This is a genomic window from Serratia sp. YC16 (assembly GCF_009707615.1).
GTDB lineage: Bacteria > Pseudomonadota > Gammaproteobacteria > Enterobacterales > Enterobacteriaceae > Serratia > Serratia surfactantfaciens.
Genome location: NZ_WLYN01000002.1, coordinates 592,098 through 605,803, shown reverse-complemented (window position 1 = coordinate 605,803; position 13,706 = coordinate 592,098). Strand labels below are relative to the sequence as shown.

The window sequence follows — 13,706 nt, the reverse complement described above, 5'->3', positions numbered from 1 at the left end:
GTTCACTTTTCATTAACACTTTCGAACGACAGGACAAACACCATGAGCCATAAAACCCTAAGCTGGAGCGGCGTATTCCCGGCGGTGACGACCCAGTTTCGCAACGATTTCTCTCTGGATCTCGACGCTACCCATACGGTGATCAAAAACCTGGTGCGCGACGGCGTCTCCGGCGTGGTGGTATGCGGCACCGTCGGTGAAAACACCTCGATGACGGTGCAGGAAAAGCTGGCGGTGATCGAAGTGGCCAGAGACGCCGCCGACGGCAAAGTGCCGGTGATCGCCGGCATCGCCGAGTTCACCACCGCCTTCGCGCAGAACATGGCGCGCGAAGCGCAAAAGGCCGGCGTCGACGGCATTATGGTAATGCCGGCGCTGGTCTATTCCGCCAAGCCGCACGAAACCGCCGCGCACTTCCGCAGCGTCGCCGGCGCGACCGATCTGCCGATCATGGTCTACAACAACCCGCCGATTTACAAGAACGACGTCACGCCCGACATCCTGACCTCGCTGGTCGACTGCGAGAACATCGTGTGTTTCAAAGACTCGTCCGGCGACACACGCCGCTTTATCGATCTGCGCAACGCAGTCGGCGATCGCTTCGTGTTGTTCGCCGGGTTGGACGACGTGGTGCTGGAGAGCATCGCCGTTGGCGCACAAGGCTGGATCTCAGGCATGTCCAACGCCTTCCCGCGCGAAGGGGAAACCCTGTTCCGTCTGGCGAAGGAAAAACGCTATGAGGAGGCGTTGGCGCTGTACAGCTGGTTCATGCCGCTGCTGCATCTCGATGCCCGCCCCGATCTGGTGCAGTGCATCAAGCTGTGTGAACAGCGGGTCGGCCGCGGCAGCGCCGTCACTCGCCCACCGCGCCTGGCGCTGCAGGGGGAAACGCTCACCGAAATCAACGCCGTGATCGATAAAGCGCTGGCCACCCGCCCCGCGCTGCCGAACGTCGGTCTGTAACGCCTTCACCGCCCGGCCATGTCGGGCGTCACTCTTTTTCTACCGGGGGTACCGATGCCCAACGATCGCTACGCCGCCATCAGCGGCCAACACTTTATCGGCGGCCAGCGCCGCGCGGCGGAAGAAGCGGTGCTGCTGAGCCTGCGCGCCGAAGACGGTCAGCCGACCGGCTACCGTTTCCATCAGGCTACGGCGGAGGAAATCGCTGCCGCCGCCGAAGCCGCCTCAGCGGCCTTTGCGCCTTATTCGCAACTCAGCGCCGAGCGGCGCGCTAACTTTCTCGACGCCATCGCCGAGGAGCTGGACGCCTTGGACGAGGCCTTCTTCGCCTTCGCCACGCAGGAGACCGCCCTGCCGCCGGCGCGGTTGAGCGGCGAACGCGCCAGAACCAGCGGCCAGATGCGGCTGTTCGCCACGCTGCTGCGGCGCGGCGACGTCGAAGGTGTGCGCATCGACTGCGCATTGCCGCAGCGCTCCCCCCTGCCGCGTCCCGACCTGCGTCAATATCGCACGGCACTCGGTCCGGTGGCGGTGTTCGGCGCCAGCAACTTCCCGCTGGCTTTTTCCACCGCGGGCGGCGACACCGCCGCCGCGCTCGCCGCCGGTTGCCCGGTCGTGTTCAAGGCGCACAGCGGCCATATGATCACCGCTGAGCTGACCGCTCAGGCGATCGAGCGCGCGCGGCGACGCACGGGCATGCCCGCCGGCGTCTTCAACATGATCTTCGGCAACCGCGTGGGAGCCGGCCTGGTACAGCATCCGGCGATTCAGGCGGTGGGATTCACCGGCTCGCTGCAAGGCGGCCGGGCGCTGTTCGATCTGGCCATGCAACGCCCTCAGCCGATCCCGGTCTTCGCCGAAATGTCGAGCATCAACCCGGTGGTTATCCTGCCGCAGGCGCTGGCGCGGCGCGGGCAACGCATCGCGCAGGAACTGGTCTCTTCCTTCACGCTCGGCTGCGGTCAGTTCTGCACCAAGCCCGGCGTGATCGTCGCGCTGCGCGGCACCGCCTTCGAACAGCTGATCGAAACGATGAGTGCCCTGGTCAACGCCGCCGAGCCGCAGCCAATGCTGAATGCCGGCACGCTGGAGCACTACCGCCACGGGCTGGCGGCCCTCGATGCGCACCCGGGCATGCGGCGTCTGGCGGGCCGAAGCGAAACGCCTCCTCATCGGGCAGCGGCGCAGCTGTATCGGGCCGAGGGAGCGTTGCTGCTGCAGGCCGACCCGCTGCTGCAACAGGAGGTATTCGGCCCGGTCAGCATTCTGGTGGCGGTGGATAACGAAGCGCAGCTGCATGCGGCGCTGGCGGCCTTGCAAGGTCAGTTAACCGCCACGCTGCTGGCGGATGACGGCGATCTCGACATGGCTGCCGGGCTGACGACATTGCTGACGCGCAAAGCCGGTCGGGTGCTGTTCAACGGCTACCCGACCGGGGTAGAGGTGTGCGACGCCATGGTGCACGGCGGACCCTATCCGGCGACCAGCGACGCGCGCGGCACCTCGGTAGGCACGTTGGCCATCGAGCGTTTTCTGCGGCCGGTTTGCCTGCAAAACACCCCCGTGGCGCTGTTGCCGCCGCCGCTGCAGGACGCTAACCCGCTCAACCTGCTGCGGCTGGTGAACGGCGTTTATACCCGAGATCCCATAGTTTCACCTGCCCAACACCAGCCCGGCCGCATCTGCCAATAACAAAAGGGTCACACCATGACAACCCAAGGCAAATTCAAGAAGCAGCTTACGCTCACCGATCTGACGTTCATCGGTCTGGGCGCCATCTTCGGCTCCGGCTGGCTGTTCGCCGCCAGCCATGTCTCCTCCATCGCCGGCCCCGCCGGCATCTATTCCTGGTTGATCGGCGGCCTGGCGGTGTTGCTGCTCGGCATCGTCTACTGCGAGCTCGGCGCCGCCCTGCCGCGCGCCGGCGGCATCATTCGCTATCCGGTGTTCTCGCACGGCGAGTTGATGGGTTATCTGCTGGGGTTTATTACGTTGATCGCCTTCTCCAGCCTCATTGCCATCGAAGTCGTCGCCGCCCGACAGTACGCCGCCGCCTGGTTTCCGTTCCTCAGCCAGCCGGGTTCCGGCAACCCGACGCCGATCGGCTGGCTGGTGCAGCTGGCGCTGCTGTGCTTTTTCTTCGCGCTCAACTACTACAGCGTCAAAACCTTCGCCAAATCCAATAACCTGATCAGCGTGCTGAAGTTTCTGGTGCCGCTGTTGGTGATCGTGGTGCTGTTCGGCTTCTTCAAACCGGAAAACCTGCACAGCCAGGGCTTTGCCCCCTTCGGCTCCGCCGGGGTTGAAGCCGCCATTTCCGCCGGCGGCATCATCTTCGCCTACCTCGGTCTGACGCCGATCATCTCGGTCGCCAGCGAGGTGCAAAAACCGCAGCGCACCATCCCCATCGCGCTGATCCTGTCGGTCGTGTTGTCCACCATCATCTATGTGCTGCTGCAGATAGCCTTTCTCGGCAGTATCCCCAGCGAGATGCTGAGCGGCGGCTGGGCCGGCATCAGCCAACAGTTCTCCCTGCCGTTCCGCGATATCGCCATCACGTTGGGCATGGGATGGCTGGCGTTTTTGGTGGTCAGCGACGCGATCGTTTCGCCGAGCGGCACCGGCAACATCTACATGAACGCCACGCCTCGCGTGATCTACGGTTGGGCACGCGCCGGCACCTTCTTCAAGCTATTCACCCGGGTGGATGGCGAGTCCGGCATCCCGCGCCCGGCGCTGTGGCTGACCTTCGCCCTCTCGGTATTCTGGACGCTGCCGTTCCCGTCGTGGGAAAAACTGATCGGCGTGGTGTCCGCCGCGCTGGTGCTGAGCTACGCCATCGCGCCGGTCACCGCCGCCGGGCTGCGGCGCAATGCGCCCGATATGCCGCGTCCGTTCAGGGTGCGCGGTTTCTGCGTACTCGGCCCGCTGTCATTTATCATTTCGGCGCTGATCGTTTTCTGGTCCGGCTGGGATACCGTTTCCTGGCTGCTCGGTTTGCAGATCCTGATGTTCTTCATCTACATCCTGTTCAAGAATCAGGTGCCGACCCACGCCGTTAGTCTCAGGCAACAAATCAGGTCCTCGCTGTGGCTGATCGTCTTCTATGCGCTGGTGATCGCGCTTTCCTATCTCAGCAGCTTCGGCGGCATCGGCGCCATTGCCCACCCGTGGGACACCCTCACCATGGCGGCGATCGCGCTGGCGATTTACTACTGGGGCGCCTATACCTGTTTACCCCAGGCCAATTTTATCGGCGATGAAGAAGAGTGACCCCAGGGAGGAGATCAAGATGACATCCATGCACGTTCTGTCGCTGGAACAGGCTTATCAACTGGCATTGCGCGCGCTGTGCAGCAACGGCTTCAATCAGGCGCACGCCGAAGCGGTAGCGCAAAATGTCACGCAAGGCGAGCGCGACGGCTGCGCTTCGCACGGGCTGTATCGGCTGTTGGGCTGCGTGCGCTCACTGCAGGCGGGCAAAGTCTCCGCCGATGCCCAGCCCAGGTTGGTCGACCAGGCGCCGGCCATCTTGCGCGTCGACGCCGGCGGCGCCTTTTCGCTGTTGGCTTACCACACCGCACTGCCGGCCTTTATCGATAAGGTACGCGCCAACGGCATTGCCGCCCTGGCGATCAATCGCTGCGTGCATTTCTCTGCGCTGTGGGCCGACATCGAACCGCTGACCGAACAGGGGTTGGTAGCCCTGGCCTGCACGCCCAGCCACGCCTGGGTGACGCCGGCCGGCGGCTCGCGCCCGTTATTCGGCACCAACCCCATCGCCTTCGGCTGGCCGCGCTCGCAGCGGCCGCCGTTTCTGTTCGACATGGCCACCAGCGCGGCGGCGCGCGGCGAAATCGAGCTGCATCGCCGCGCCGGCACCCCGTTACCCGAAGGCTGGGGCATTGATAAAGCGGGCAACCCCTCCACCGACGCCGCCAGCGTGTTGGAGGGCGCAATGCTGACCTTCGGCGGACATAAAGGCTCGGCGCTGGCGGCGATGGTGGAACTGCTGGCCGGCCCGCTGATCGGCGATATGACCAGCAAGGAATCGCTGGCTTATGACGGCGACACCGGTTCGTCGCCTTACGGCGGTGAGTTGATCATCGCATTGGATCCCGAACGTTTTCTCGGTGCGGATAAGGAGACGTATTTCGCCGCGGCGGAAACAATGTTTGCCGAGATGCAGGCGCAAGGCGCACGCATCCCCGGCGAACGGCGCTACCAGCGTCGCAGACAGAGCGAGCAGTCGGGGGTAGCGATTCCCGCAACGCTGTACGATGAAATAGCGGCACTGTGCCAATAAGCGCCGCTCTGGGCTCGCGATAAGCGTCATCGCGGGCCCACCTTAATCAACCGGTCTGGACTAAATCGGTATGCAAACGCCGACGCCAGATCGGTTTTGTCGCCCATTTGCCGACATTCTTTTTATCCACCTTGCCCTGCTGCACGTTATGCCACATGCTCTCTTTCCACAGCATCGGGGCTTTGCCTTTCAACGTGGGCCTGACCTGCTTAATCACTCGCCGCAGGTGCTCCGCCTCTGCCCGCTTGATCTCCGGCGCATTGGTGGCCGGATCCAGCGCGCAGGCGGCGAACGGCGCCATGCAAAGATTGAGCACGTTAACCTGTTGCAGCGTCGAAAGTTGGTTGCCGCTCATCCCTTTGCCGGACCAATGCTCATACTTCTCCCCGGGATCATCCCCTTGCTGGCGATATTCGCTGCCCGGCCCTTCAACAATATTCCATCCTTGCCAGGTCACCAACGTGTGCAGTCCATCGCGGTCATGCACATTTTTATCTTTAATCTGCTGAAGCACGCCCGCGTAATTTGGCACGCTGATCAACTGCATAAACTCTGCCAGCGCCTCCCAATGTTCTCCCGCCACTAAACCATTCCATACCGCGCGCAGGCAATTCCAGGGAATGGTGTGGTGCCAGGTTAATGTCACTGACGGCGTAGTGGGCGTATGCTGCCACTTGCCCGGTTCGGCACCTCGATCGCCCTTAATGATCCCGTTGGCCTCTAATGGCATGGCTGTCCCTCTTCTGGTCTGGCTGAGATGAAAACGTGTAAGGCCGGCAGACCGGATTACACCGATAAAACGTCAGCTAAAATCGTAGCAGTTCAGGCTGAGATGGCAAAAAAACGCAAAGCGCGCTCTGCAACCGCAGAACGCGCCTGAAAACGGCGGACTTGAGGGGGGTTATCTCACTACCATCACCGAGATGTTGGCATGGCGCACGATAGCGGCGGCGTTGGAGCCCAGCAGATAGGTTTTCACGCTCGGGCGACGCGAACCGATAATGATCAGATCGGCGTCGATCTCTTCCGCCAGTTCCAGCGCCTGATCGCGCGCCGAACCGAAGCTCACGGTGTAGTTGAGGCGATCCAACGGCAGATCGATCTCCGACATGATTTTCTTCAGCTTGTCCACCGCCTTCACTTCCGCCTGATTCTCAAACTCCTTGAGGCCAAATGAATAGGCGGTAACAAAGGCCGAAGCATCCGGCAACGCATGGAAGAAATGCACTTTAGCGCCGGACATCTTCGCCAAATATTCCACATGCTTCAACGCATGTTCAGTCAACAGATCTTCTTCAATATCTATCGGCACCAAAATAGTCTTATACATATCACATCCTTTCTATGTAAAGCGGGTGCCTACAGAATACTGCCGCCCACCAGCGCGGTGAACCGCTTTATCGCACTTTTGTGATCGGGGGTAAATACTGACAAGGACAATGTTTAATTTAACAAAATATAAACACCGCGCCGCTAACTGATAGGCGATTAATTATTTATTCCTCACCGTTAAATCAGCTGTAAATAAACCGCTTTGGCGGTGGCCGCAGTCTTATTGGCGACAGAAAGCTTTTTAATCGAGTTGCCGATATGGAAGTTGATCGTGCGTTCGCTCACCCCCATCAGCAACGCGATCTCTTCCGCCGTTTTCCCTTCGCTGCACCAGCGCAAGATATCTTTCTCGCGCAGCGTCAGCACATCTTTTATCGCTTCGTCGTTCACCGATATCAACGCTTCACGCAGCGTTTTGTGGGCGGTTTGCGCCAGCCAAAGGAAAAACGTTTCGTTGGCCGCGCGCGCTTGCGGCGTTTGCTGCGGCAGCGTCTTGCCGGCAAAAGTCAGGATCCCGAGGCGACCATAGCAATCCTTGACCGACTGCGACCAACCGGTACACAGGCCAAACTGCGCCATACGCCGCCACATCGCCGGCCACTGGTGATAAAAGCTTTCGTCCCACTGAAACTGCAGCGTGGAATGGTGGGCGCGCTCGATGACCGGATCCTGCAAATAGGCCCGCTGCCGCCGATATTCCTCGAGATAGCTCGCAGGGATATTCCCCTCGATCAGCATTTTGGGCCGGCTGGCCGGGTAGCAGGAAAAAACGATGTAGGAGAAGTAATCAAACCCCAACGCCTCGGCGCAGGGCCCCAGCTGCGTCAGAAAACGTTCGCGATCGGTTAAGCTGCCAATCACCTCCGCCATGAGCCGTTGAGTGCGGGTATCCATAACGCGAGTTCTCCAGATAGCGATGCCGATTTATCGATAGGTCAGACTCACTATAGGATATCGCCGCCTGGCGTCAGTAGCCGTTTCATATAATAAAAAATACCAAGGCTATAACGAAAAAAGCTATTCTCCCGTTTATTGACCTCAGAATACGCCTTTTTATTACGCTACACGGGAAAACTACGCGAATAGCATAAACCCTCCGGCGCGTAAACCTGTCATTTCTACCGTTAGACAGCCAACACACCGCCAATTACTTTCCTCACAGGCACCCGGTGCCGCCGTAAATCCAAAGAGATAATAAGCATTTGCGAATTTCGCATGGCATACAGTGACGGGGATTTTCTATGGCAGAACGTAATGCGGCAATTCAATCGGCTGCGATTATCGGCGCGGGAACGATGGGCAGAGGCATCGCTTATCTTTTCGCGCAAAAAGGCATTCGTACGGTGCTTTATAATCGCAACGGCAATACCCTCATTCAGGCTCGTGAATATATCGTGCAAGACCTGGACAAAAAGGTCGAACAGGGCAGGCTCGCGCCGCAGGATAAAGACGCGGTGCTGGCCAATCTGCAGTTCTCATCGGTGTTTGAAGCTATCGTCGACAGCGATTTGGTGCTCGAAACTATCGCCGAGCAAGAGCAAGCCAAACTCGAGGTGCTGGCCGCCATCGCTGCGGCGGTCAAACCCGACACGCTGATCGCCACCAATACGTCCTCATTGTCGCTCAATAAGCTGGCAACGGCGGTGACCCACAGCGAACGCTTTATCGGTTTGCACTTTTTCAACCCCGCACCGCTAATGAAGCTGATTGAAATCATTCCGGCCTACTTTACCACCCAAGCCACCACTGAACGTTGCCGCCAACTGGTGGCGGCATTGGGGAAACGCGATGTCGTCTGCCAGGCTACGCCGGGGTTCATCGTCAACCGTATGGCCCGCCCCTATTACCTGGAAGGCTTTCGCCTGTTGGAAGAGCACGTGGCGCGCGCGCCGCAGATCGACCGCGCCCTCAAGGCCGGCGGACACTTTCGCATGGGGCCGCTCGAGCTGACCGATTTTATCGGCCAGGACATCAACTATCAGGTCAGCCGGCAAATTTGGCAGGACATGCAGTACGACCCGCGCTATACCCCCGGCCATCTGCAGCGTTCGCTGGTCGATGCCGGGCTGCTGGGGAAAAAGAACGGTCGCTCCTATTTTTCCGCCGAAGAAACCGCCCCGCCGGTTGAGGCCGCCGCCGAGGCGGATGTCGAGACGCTGCGCATTTACGGCGAACACCCTTTGTTTACCCTGCTGCAACAGCGAGCCGCACTGCAATGGCCGCAGTTGCGCGTGGAACAGCGGCCGGCCTTGTCGGGCCTGGGAGCGGCCATTCAGGTCAATGACGCTTTCACCGTCAGCATCACCGATGGCCGCACGGCAAATCAGTTGGCCGAGCAGACGGCGGCGGACGCCTTTGTGGTCGATGTCGCCCTGAACTACGCCGACACGGCGTATCTGGTGGCGGCGCACAGCCGCCACGCCTCTGCGGCTAATAAGGCGTTGTTTTTGCGCCTGCTGCACACCGCGCTTCCGCAGGTTGAATTTATCAAGGACTCCCCGGCGCTAATCGTCGCCCGCGTCCTCAGCAGCCTGATCAACGAGTCGGTGATCATGGTGGAAAGCGGCGTCTGCAGCCGGGAAGACATCGATGTCGCCGCCGTCGCCGGCGTGAACTACGCCGACGGCATTTTCGGCTGGCTCACTCGCCTGGGGGAGAAAAACGTCAGGACGACGCTGAGCAACCTGGCGCAGCTGCTGCACGCGGCCCGCTATGCGCCGCATTACACCCTTCTGCACGCCGCCCAACCGGCGCTGACCACCACGCCTTAAGGATCAACGATGAGCATTAAAGATGACGGTGTGTATCTGATCGACGGCACGCGCACGGCGATCGGCGCCTATGGCGGCAGCCTGGCGCAGACCCGCCCCGACGATATGGCGGCGACCATCATTCGCAGCCTGCTGCAGCGCCATCCGGCGGCAGAGGCGAGTCTGGACGAAGTGGTGCTGGGCTGCGCCAACCAGGCCGGTGAAGACAATCGCAACGTCGCCCGCATGGCGACGCTGCTTTCCGGGGTGGATCAGTCGGTGCCGGCCATTACCCTCAACCGCCTTTGCGCCTCCGGATTGGATGCGGTGATTTACGCCGCGGCGAAAATTCGCAGCGGCCTCAGCGAACTGATCCTGGCCGGCGGCGTGGAAAGCATGAGCCGCGCGCCCTATGTGCTGAGCAAAAGCGAAACGCCGTTCGATAAGGGGGTAAAGCTGTACGACACCACGCTGGGATGGCGCTTCGTTAACCCGCGTCTGGCGGAACGCTACGGCAGCGATCCGCTGGGCATCACGGCGGAAAACGTGGCCCAACAACAGCATATCTCGCGCGAGGAACAGGATCTGTTCGCGCTGGCCTCGCAGCAAAAGGCCCGCAGGGCGATCGACAGCGGCCGGTTGGCGCGGGAGATCACGCCGCTGGAAGTGCCGGCCGATCGTAAAACCACCCGCCTGTTCGCGCAGGATGAATTCCCCCGCCTCAGCACGCTGCAACAGCTGCAGGCATTGAAACCGGCGTTCTCCGCCGGCGGCTCGGTCACCGCCGGCAACGCTTCCGGTATCAACGACGGCGCCGCCGCACTGCTGCTGGCCTCCGGCCGCTACGTGAAACGCCAGGGGTGGCAACCGCTGGCGGAGATCGGCGACAGCGCGGCCGCCGGCGTTGCACCGGCGCTGATGGGGCTGGGGCCGATCGCCTCCACCGAGCGTTTGCTGCAGCGCGGCGGATTCACGTTGCACGACTTCGACATCATCGAGATTAACGAAGCGTTCGCCTCACAGGTGCTGGCGGCGCTGAAACACTGGCGTATCGATGCCAACGACGCGCGCGTCAACCCGAACGGCGGCGCCATCGCACTCGGCCATCCGCTGGGGATGTCCGGCTCGCGTCTGGTGCTGTCGGCGGCGTTGGAATTACGCGATCGGCAGGCCGGCAATGCATTGGTGACGATGTGCGTCGGCGTCGGTCAGGGTCTGTCATTAAGCCTTAAAGCCGTTTAACACAAGGAATATGCTATGAGCGTACTGAACATTCTTGAAGAAAAGCTGGCAGAAACCAAAAGACAGGGGCGCTTTCGCGAGTTCCTCAATCTTGAGCGCGGCGTGCAGGACAAACCCTGGGCCACCCGTCACGGGCAACAAGGCGAGCGTCGTCTCAACGTCTGGTGCTCAAACGACTATCTGGCGATGAGCCACCATCCCAAGGTACTGCTGGCCACCACCGACGCGGTTAACCGCGTCGGGCTGGGCACCTGCGGCGCCCGCAGCATTTCCGGCACCTCGGTTTATCACAGCGAGCTGGAAACGCTGCTGGCCAGCGCCTACGGCAAAGAGTCGGCGCTGCTGTTCACCACCGGCTTCGGCGCCAACGACGCCACCTTGTCCACCCTGTGCGACGCCATTCCCGATCTGATCGTGTTCTCCGACGAACTGAATCACGCCTCGATGATTTATGGCATCCGCTACAGCAAAGCGGAGAAAAAGATCTTCCGCCACAACGACGTGGCGCACCTCGCCGAGCTGCTGCAGGCCGCCGACCCGGCGCGGCCAAAGCTGATCGCCTTCGAGTCGCTGTATTCCATGGACGGTGACTTTGCTCCCCTGGCGCAGATTGTGGCGTTGGCGGAACAGTACCAGGCGCTGACCTATCTCGACGAGATCCACTCCGCCGGCGTGTACGGCGAAAGGGGATTGGGCTACGCCGAACAGCTGGGCCTGTTGGATAAAATCACCATTATTCAGGGCGGATTCGGCAAGTCTTACGGCGCAGCGGGCGGTTATATCGCCGCGCCCCGCTCGGTGGTGGAGGCGGTGCGCAGCTGGGCGCCGGCATTCGTGTTCAGCACCTCGTCACCGGCGCCGGTGGTCGCTGCGGCGTTGGCCAGTTTCAAATACAACCTCGAGCATGACACCCAGCGCAAGCACCTGCTGGCGATCGTCGATCACCTGAAAACCGGCCTGCGCGCCGCCGGCATCCCGCTGGTATCGGCCGACAGCCACATCCTGCCGCTGTTGGTCGGCGATCCGCACCGCAACAAGCACATCAGTCAGGTGCTGCTCGACGAGCATGATATCTACGTGCAGCCGGTCAATGCCCCGACGGTGCCCGCCGGCAGCGAGCGGCTGCGGGTGACGCCGACCTCGGCGCACTCCCATGCCGACGTGGAAACGTTTCTGGCGGCGCTGGGACAGGTTTGGGCGGCGAACGATCTGCGGAGGGCGGGATGAAGTTAGCGGATTATAACGGCCATCTGGTCACGCTTTGTTTGATGGCGACCGGCACCTTCGCCATCGGCACCGACGCCTTTATCGTCGCCGGCGTGCTCAGCGACATTTCCGAAACCTTTGCCGTCAGCCCCGCGCAAGCGGGGCAGTTGATATCGGTATTCGCGCTGGCTTATATGCTGTTCGCGCCGCTGACCGCCTGGCTGCTGGGCAACGTCAACCGCAAGCATATTCTGCAGTTGGCGCTGGTGCTGTTCATCGCCGGCAATCTGGCCTGCGCCTGGGCCACCAGCTACCTGCAGATCTCGTTCGGCAGAGTGTTGGCGGCATTGGGCGCGGCCTGCTATACGCCGCAGGCCGCCGCCGCCGCGGTGGGGTTGGTGACGGAAAAACGCCGCGGCCTGGCCATTTCCATCGTTTATGGCGGCATGACGCTGGCCATCGCGCTCGGCATCCCGTTCGGCACCTTTCTCGCCAAACTGATCGGCTGGCGCGAAATCTTCCTGTTCATCGCCCTGCTGGGAGTGATTGCGCTGCTCGGTCTTTCGCTGGCGCTGCGCGCCATTGCGCCGCCGGGCAAGCATTCGCTGAAAGAGCGGCTCGCCCCGCTGCGGCAAAAGGCGGTGCTGACCACGCTGCTGATCACCTTCTTTGCCGTTTGCTCGGAGCACATCGTCTACAGCTACGTCAGCGTATTATTGAAAAACACCCAGTTCGGCCCGGAGGCGATCCTGCCCCTCGCGCTGCTGGTATTCGGCATTGGCGCGGTGATCGGCAATTTTGCCTCCGGCGCGCTGACCGACGCCCTCGGCAGCAAATTCGTGCTGCTGTTTTCCGTGGCGATCCAGACGCTGTCCCTGTTTCTGCTGGCCTTTTATGTCACCTCGCCCTGGTGGGTGCTGGTCATCTTTCTGGTCTGGGGCATTACCGGCTGGATGTATCTGGTGCCGATCCAGCACCACTTGTTATCGCTGTCGAAACGCTTTGGCGCCTTGACCGTGTCGCTCAACAGCTCGGTGCTGTACGCCGGCATCGCGGCGGGTGGCATGCTGGGCGGCCTGACACTCTACGCGCTGCCGGCCTATTATCTGCCGCTGTTTTCGCTGCCGCTCGGCGCCATCGCCCTGCTGCTGACGCTGTTCTTTTTCCAGGGAGAGGCCATCGATGAGTGAATCACCGCCGGTGCTTTATGAGCGCCACGGCGCGCAGGTTGCGGTCATCACCCTCAATCGGCCGGAAAAAAAGAACGCCATCAACCTGCAGATGGCCGAACTGATCCGCACCTACCTGCGCCAGGCGGACAGCGACGACTCGGTGCGCGCTATCGTCCTGGCCGGTCAACCGACGGTATTTTCCGCCGGCATGGATGTTAACGCCTTTCGTCAGGGCGAACTGCCCATCGTCACGCCGGAGGGATTTGGCGGGTTGATCCATGCGCAGATCGGCAAGGTGATCATCGCCGCCGTTGACGGTATCGCCTACGGCGGCGGCTTTGAGCTGGCGCTGGCGTGCGATCTGATCGTCGCCGGGTGCGATGCGCGCTTCAGCTTTCCCGAGACCGGGCTTGGGTTAGTCGCCGCCCAGGGAGGATGCGCCCGCTTGCCGACGCGAGTTTCGCCCTACGTGGCGCTGGATTGGCTGCTGACCGGCAGAACCGTCAGCGCACAGGAAGCGTTGTCACACGGCGCCATTTCCCGCATCAGCGCAAGTTCGGCCCGGGAAGAAGCGTTACGCATCGCCGAGCAGATCGCCGGGAAAGACCGTGACGCCAGCCTGGCCGTCAAGGCCATCGTCCGCCAGGGGCTGACGCAGCGCGAAGCGCCATCGTTCGACTTTCAACAAGCGCCGGTCGAGCGCCTGCGCCAGGCGGCCGCCCGGCGTTAATCCTC

General features: G+C 61.6%; 12 protein-coding genes. 9 read left to right on the top strand and 3 right to left on the bottom strand.

Features of this window, described 5'->3' with window-relative positions; genetic code table 11:
• The first annotated feature begins 42 nt into the window (after nucleotides 1-42).
• The 4 genes from GKN89_RS10230 to GKN89_RS10215 are packed head-to-tail and all read left to right on the top strand — an operon-like array spanning nucleotide 43 to nucleotide 5,269.
• The gene (locus tag GKN89_RS10230; protein WP_154746911.1) at nucleotides 43-963 is read left to right on the top strand and encodes a dihydrodipicolinate synthase family protein; all 921 of its coding nucleotides are present in this window, start codon (nucleotides 43-45) and stop codon (nucleotides 961-963) included.
• 54 nt (nucleotides 964-1,017) lie between these two features.
• Nucleotides 1,018-2,655, top strand: coding sequence for an aldehyde dehydrogenase (NADP(+)) (locus GKN89_RS10225; protein ID WP_154746910.1), 1,638 nt, complete (start codon nucleotides 1,018-1,020; stop codon nucleotides 2,653-2,655).
• Between the two features lie 15 nt (nucleotides 2,656-2,670).
• Nucleotides 2,671-4,236, top strand: coding sequence for an APC family permease (locus tag GKN89_RS10220; RefSeq protein WP_154746909.1), 1,566 nt, complete (start codon nucleotides 2,671-2,673; stop codon nucleotides 4,234-4,236).
• 19 nt (nucleotides 4,237-4,255) lie between these two features.
• Entirely contained in the window at nucleotides 4,256-5,269 is a 1,014-nt protein-coding gene (locus GKN89_RS10215; protein WP_154746908.1) for an Ldh family oxidoreductase, read from the top strand.
• A 46-nt stretch (nucleotides 5,270-5,315) separates the two neighbouring features.
• On the opposite strand, the gene GKN89_RS10210 is transcribed toward GKN89_RS10215, so the two are convergent.
• The 3 genes from GKN89_RS10210 to GKN89_RS10200 all read right to left on the bottom strand — a co-directional run bounded on the left by GKN89_RS10210 (nucleotide 5,316) and on the right by GKN89_RS10200 (nucleotide 7,495).
• Nucleotides 5,316-5,999, bottom strand: a complete 684-nt coding sequence (locus GKN89_RS10210) for a hypothetical protein (RefSeq protein ID WP_043129445.1) — start codon at nucleotides 5,997-5,999, stop codon at nucleotides 5,316-5,318.
• Between the two features lie 171 nt (nucleotides 6,000-6,170).
• Nucleotides 6,171-6,599 (bottom strand): universal stress protein, encoded by a 429-nt coding sequence (locus GKN89_RS10205; protein WP_019456450.1) that lies wholly within the window; start codon nucleotides 6,597-6,599, stop codon nucleotides 6,171-6,173.
• Nucleotides 6,600-6,778: 179 nt separating this feature from the next.
• Nucleotides 6,779-7,495, bottom strand: a complete 717-nt coding sequence (locus GKN89_RS10200; RefSeq protein WP_025160334.1) for a LuxR family transcriptional regulator — start codon at nucleotides 7,493-7,495, stop codon at nucleotides 6,779-6,781.
• Between the two features lie 347 nt (nucleotides 7,496-7,842).
• Here GKN89_RS10200 and GKN89_RS10195 point away from each other — a divergent pair, with 347 nt between their 5' ends.
• Genes GKN89_RS10195 through GKN89_RS10175 form a run of 5 tightly spaced genes read left to right on the top strand, consistent with a single transcriptional unit; the run spans nucleotide 7,843 to nucleotide 13,701 of the window.
• Complete coding sequence (locus tag GKN89_RS10195) at nucleotides 7,843-9,372, top strand: 3-hydroxyacyl-CoA dehydrogenase NAD-binding domain-containing protein (RefSeq protein ID WP_154746907.1); 1,530 nt, start codon at nucleotides 7,843-7,845, stop codon at nucleotides 9,370-9,372.
• A gap of 9 nt (nucleotides 9,373-9,381) precedes the next feature.
• Nucleotides 9,382-10,593: an acetyl-CoA C-acyltransferase gene (locus GKN89_RS10190; RefSeq protein ID WP_154746906.1), complete on the top strand. Its 1,212-nt coding sequence runs from the start codon at nucleotides 9,382-9,384 to the stop codon at nucleotides 10,591-10,593.
• 15 nt (nucleotides 10,594-10,608) lie between these two features.
• Nucleotides 10,609-11,820, top strand: coding sequence for a 5-aminolevulinate synthase (gene hemA / locus GKN89_RS10185; protein ID WP_019456446.1), 1,212 nt, complete (start codon nucleotides 10,609-10,611; stop codon nucleotides 11,818-11,820).
• Complete coding sequence (locus tag GKN89_RS10180; protein WP_154746905.1) at nucleotides 11,817-12,989, top strand: MFS transporter; 1,173 nt, start codon at nucleotides 11,817-11,819, stop codon at nucleotides 12,987-12,989. The genes hemA and GKN89_RS10180 overlap by 4 nt, the downstream gene beginning before the upstream one ends.
• A complete protein-coding gene (locus tag GKN89_RS10175; RefSeq protein WP_063919166.1) occupies nucleotides 12,982-13,701 on the top strand; it encodes an enoyl-CoA hydratase/isomerase family protein in 720 nt (239 codons plus the stop codon). The genes GKN89_RS10180 and GKN89_RS10175 overlap by 8 nt, the downstream gene beginning before the upstream one ends.
• Nucleotides 13,702-13,706: the final 5 nt, after the last annotated feature.

Coding starts and splice junctions, on each gene's coding strand:
- GKN89_RS10230 (WP_154746911.1), top strand. CDS start 43: ATGAGCCATAAAACCCTAAGCTGGAGCGGCGTATTCCCGGCGGTGACG.
- GKN89_RS10225 (WP_154746910.1), top strand. CDS start 1,018: ATGCCCAACGATCGCTACGCCGCCATCAGCGGCCAACACTTTATCGGC.
- GKN89_RS10220 (WP_154746909.1), top strand. CDS start 2,671: ATGACAACCCAAGGCAAATTCAAGAAGCAGCTTACGCTCACCGATCTG.
- GKN89_RS10215 (WP_154746908.1), top strand. CDS start 4,256: ATGACATCCATGCACGTTCTGTCGCTGGAACAGGCTTATCAACTGGCA.
- GKN89_RS10210 (WP_043129445.1), bottom strand. CDS start 5,999: ATGCCATTAGAGGCCAACGGGATCATTAAGGGCGATCGAGGTGCCGAA.
- GKN89_RS10205 (WP_019456450.1), bottom strand. CDS start 6,599: ATGTATAAGACTATTTTGGTGCCGATAGATATTGAAGAAGATCTGTTG.
- GKN89_RS10200 (WP_025160334.1), bottom strand. CDS start 7,495: ATGGATACCCGCACTCAACGGCTCATGGCGGAGGTGATTGGCAGCTTA.
- GKN89_RS10195 (WP_154746907.1), top strand. CDS start 7,843: ATGGCAGAACGTAATGCGGCAATTCAATCGGCTGCGATTATCGGCGCG.
- GKN89_RS10190 (WP_154746906.1), top strand. CDS start 9,382: ATGAGCATTAAAGATGACGGTGTGTATCTGATCGACGGCACGCGCACG.
- hemA (WP_019456446.1), top strand. CDS start 10,609: ATGAGCGTACTGAACATTCTTGAAGAAAAGCTGGCAGAAACCAAAAGA.
- GKN89_RS10180 (WP_154746905.1), top strand. CDS start 11,817: ATGAAGTTAGCGGATTATAACGGCCATCTGGTCACGCTTTGTTTGATG.
- GKN89_RS10175 (WP_063919166.1), top strand. CDS start 12,982: ATGAGTGAATCACCGCCGGTGCTTTATGAGCGCCACGGCGCGCAGGTT.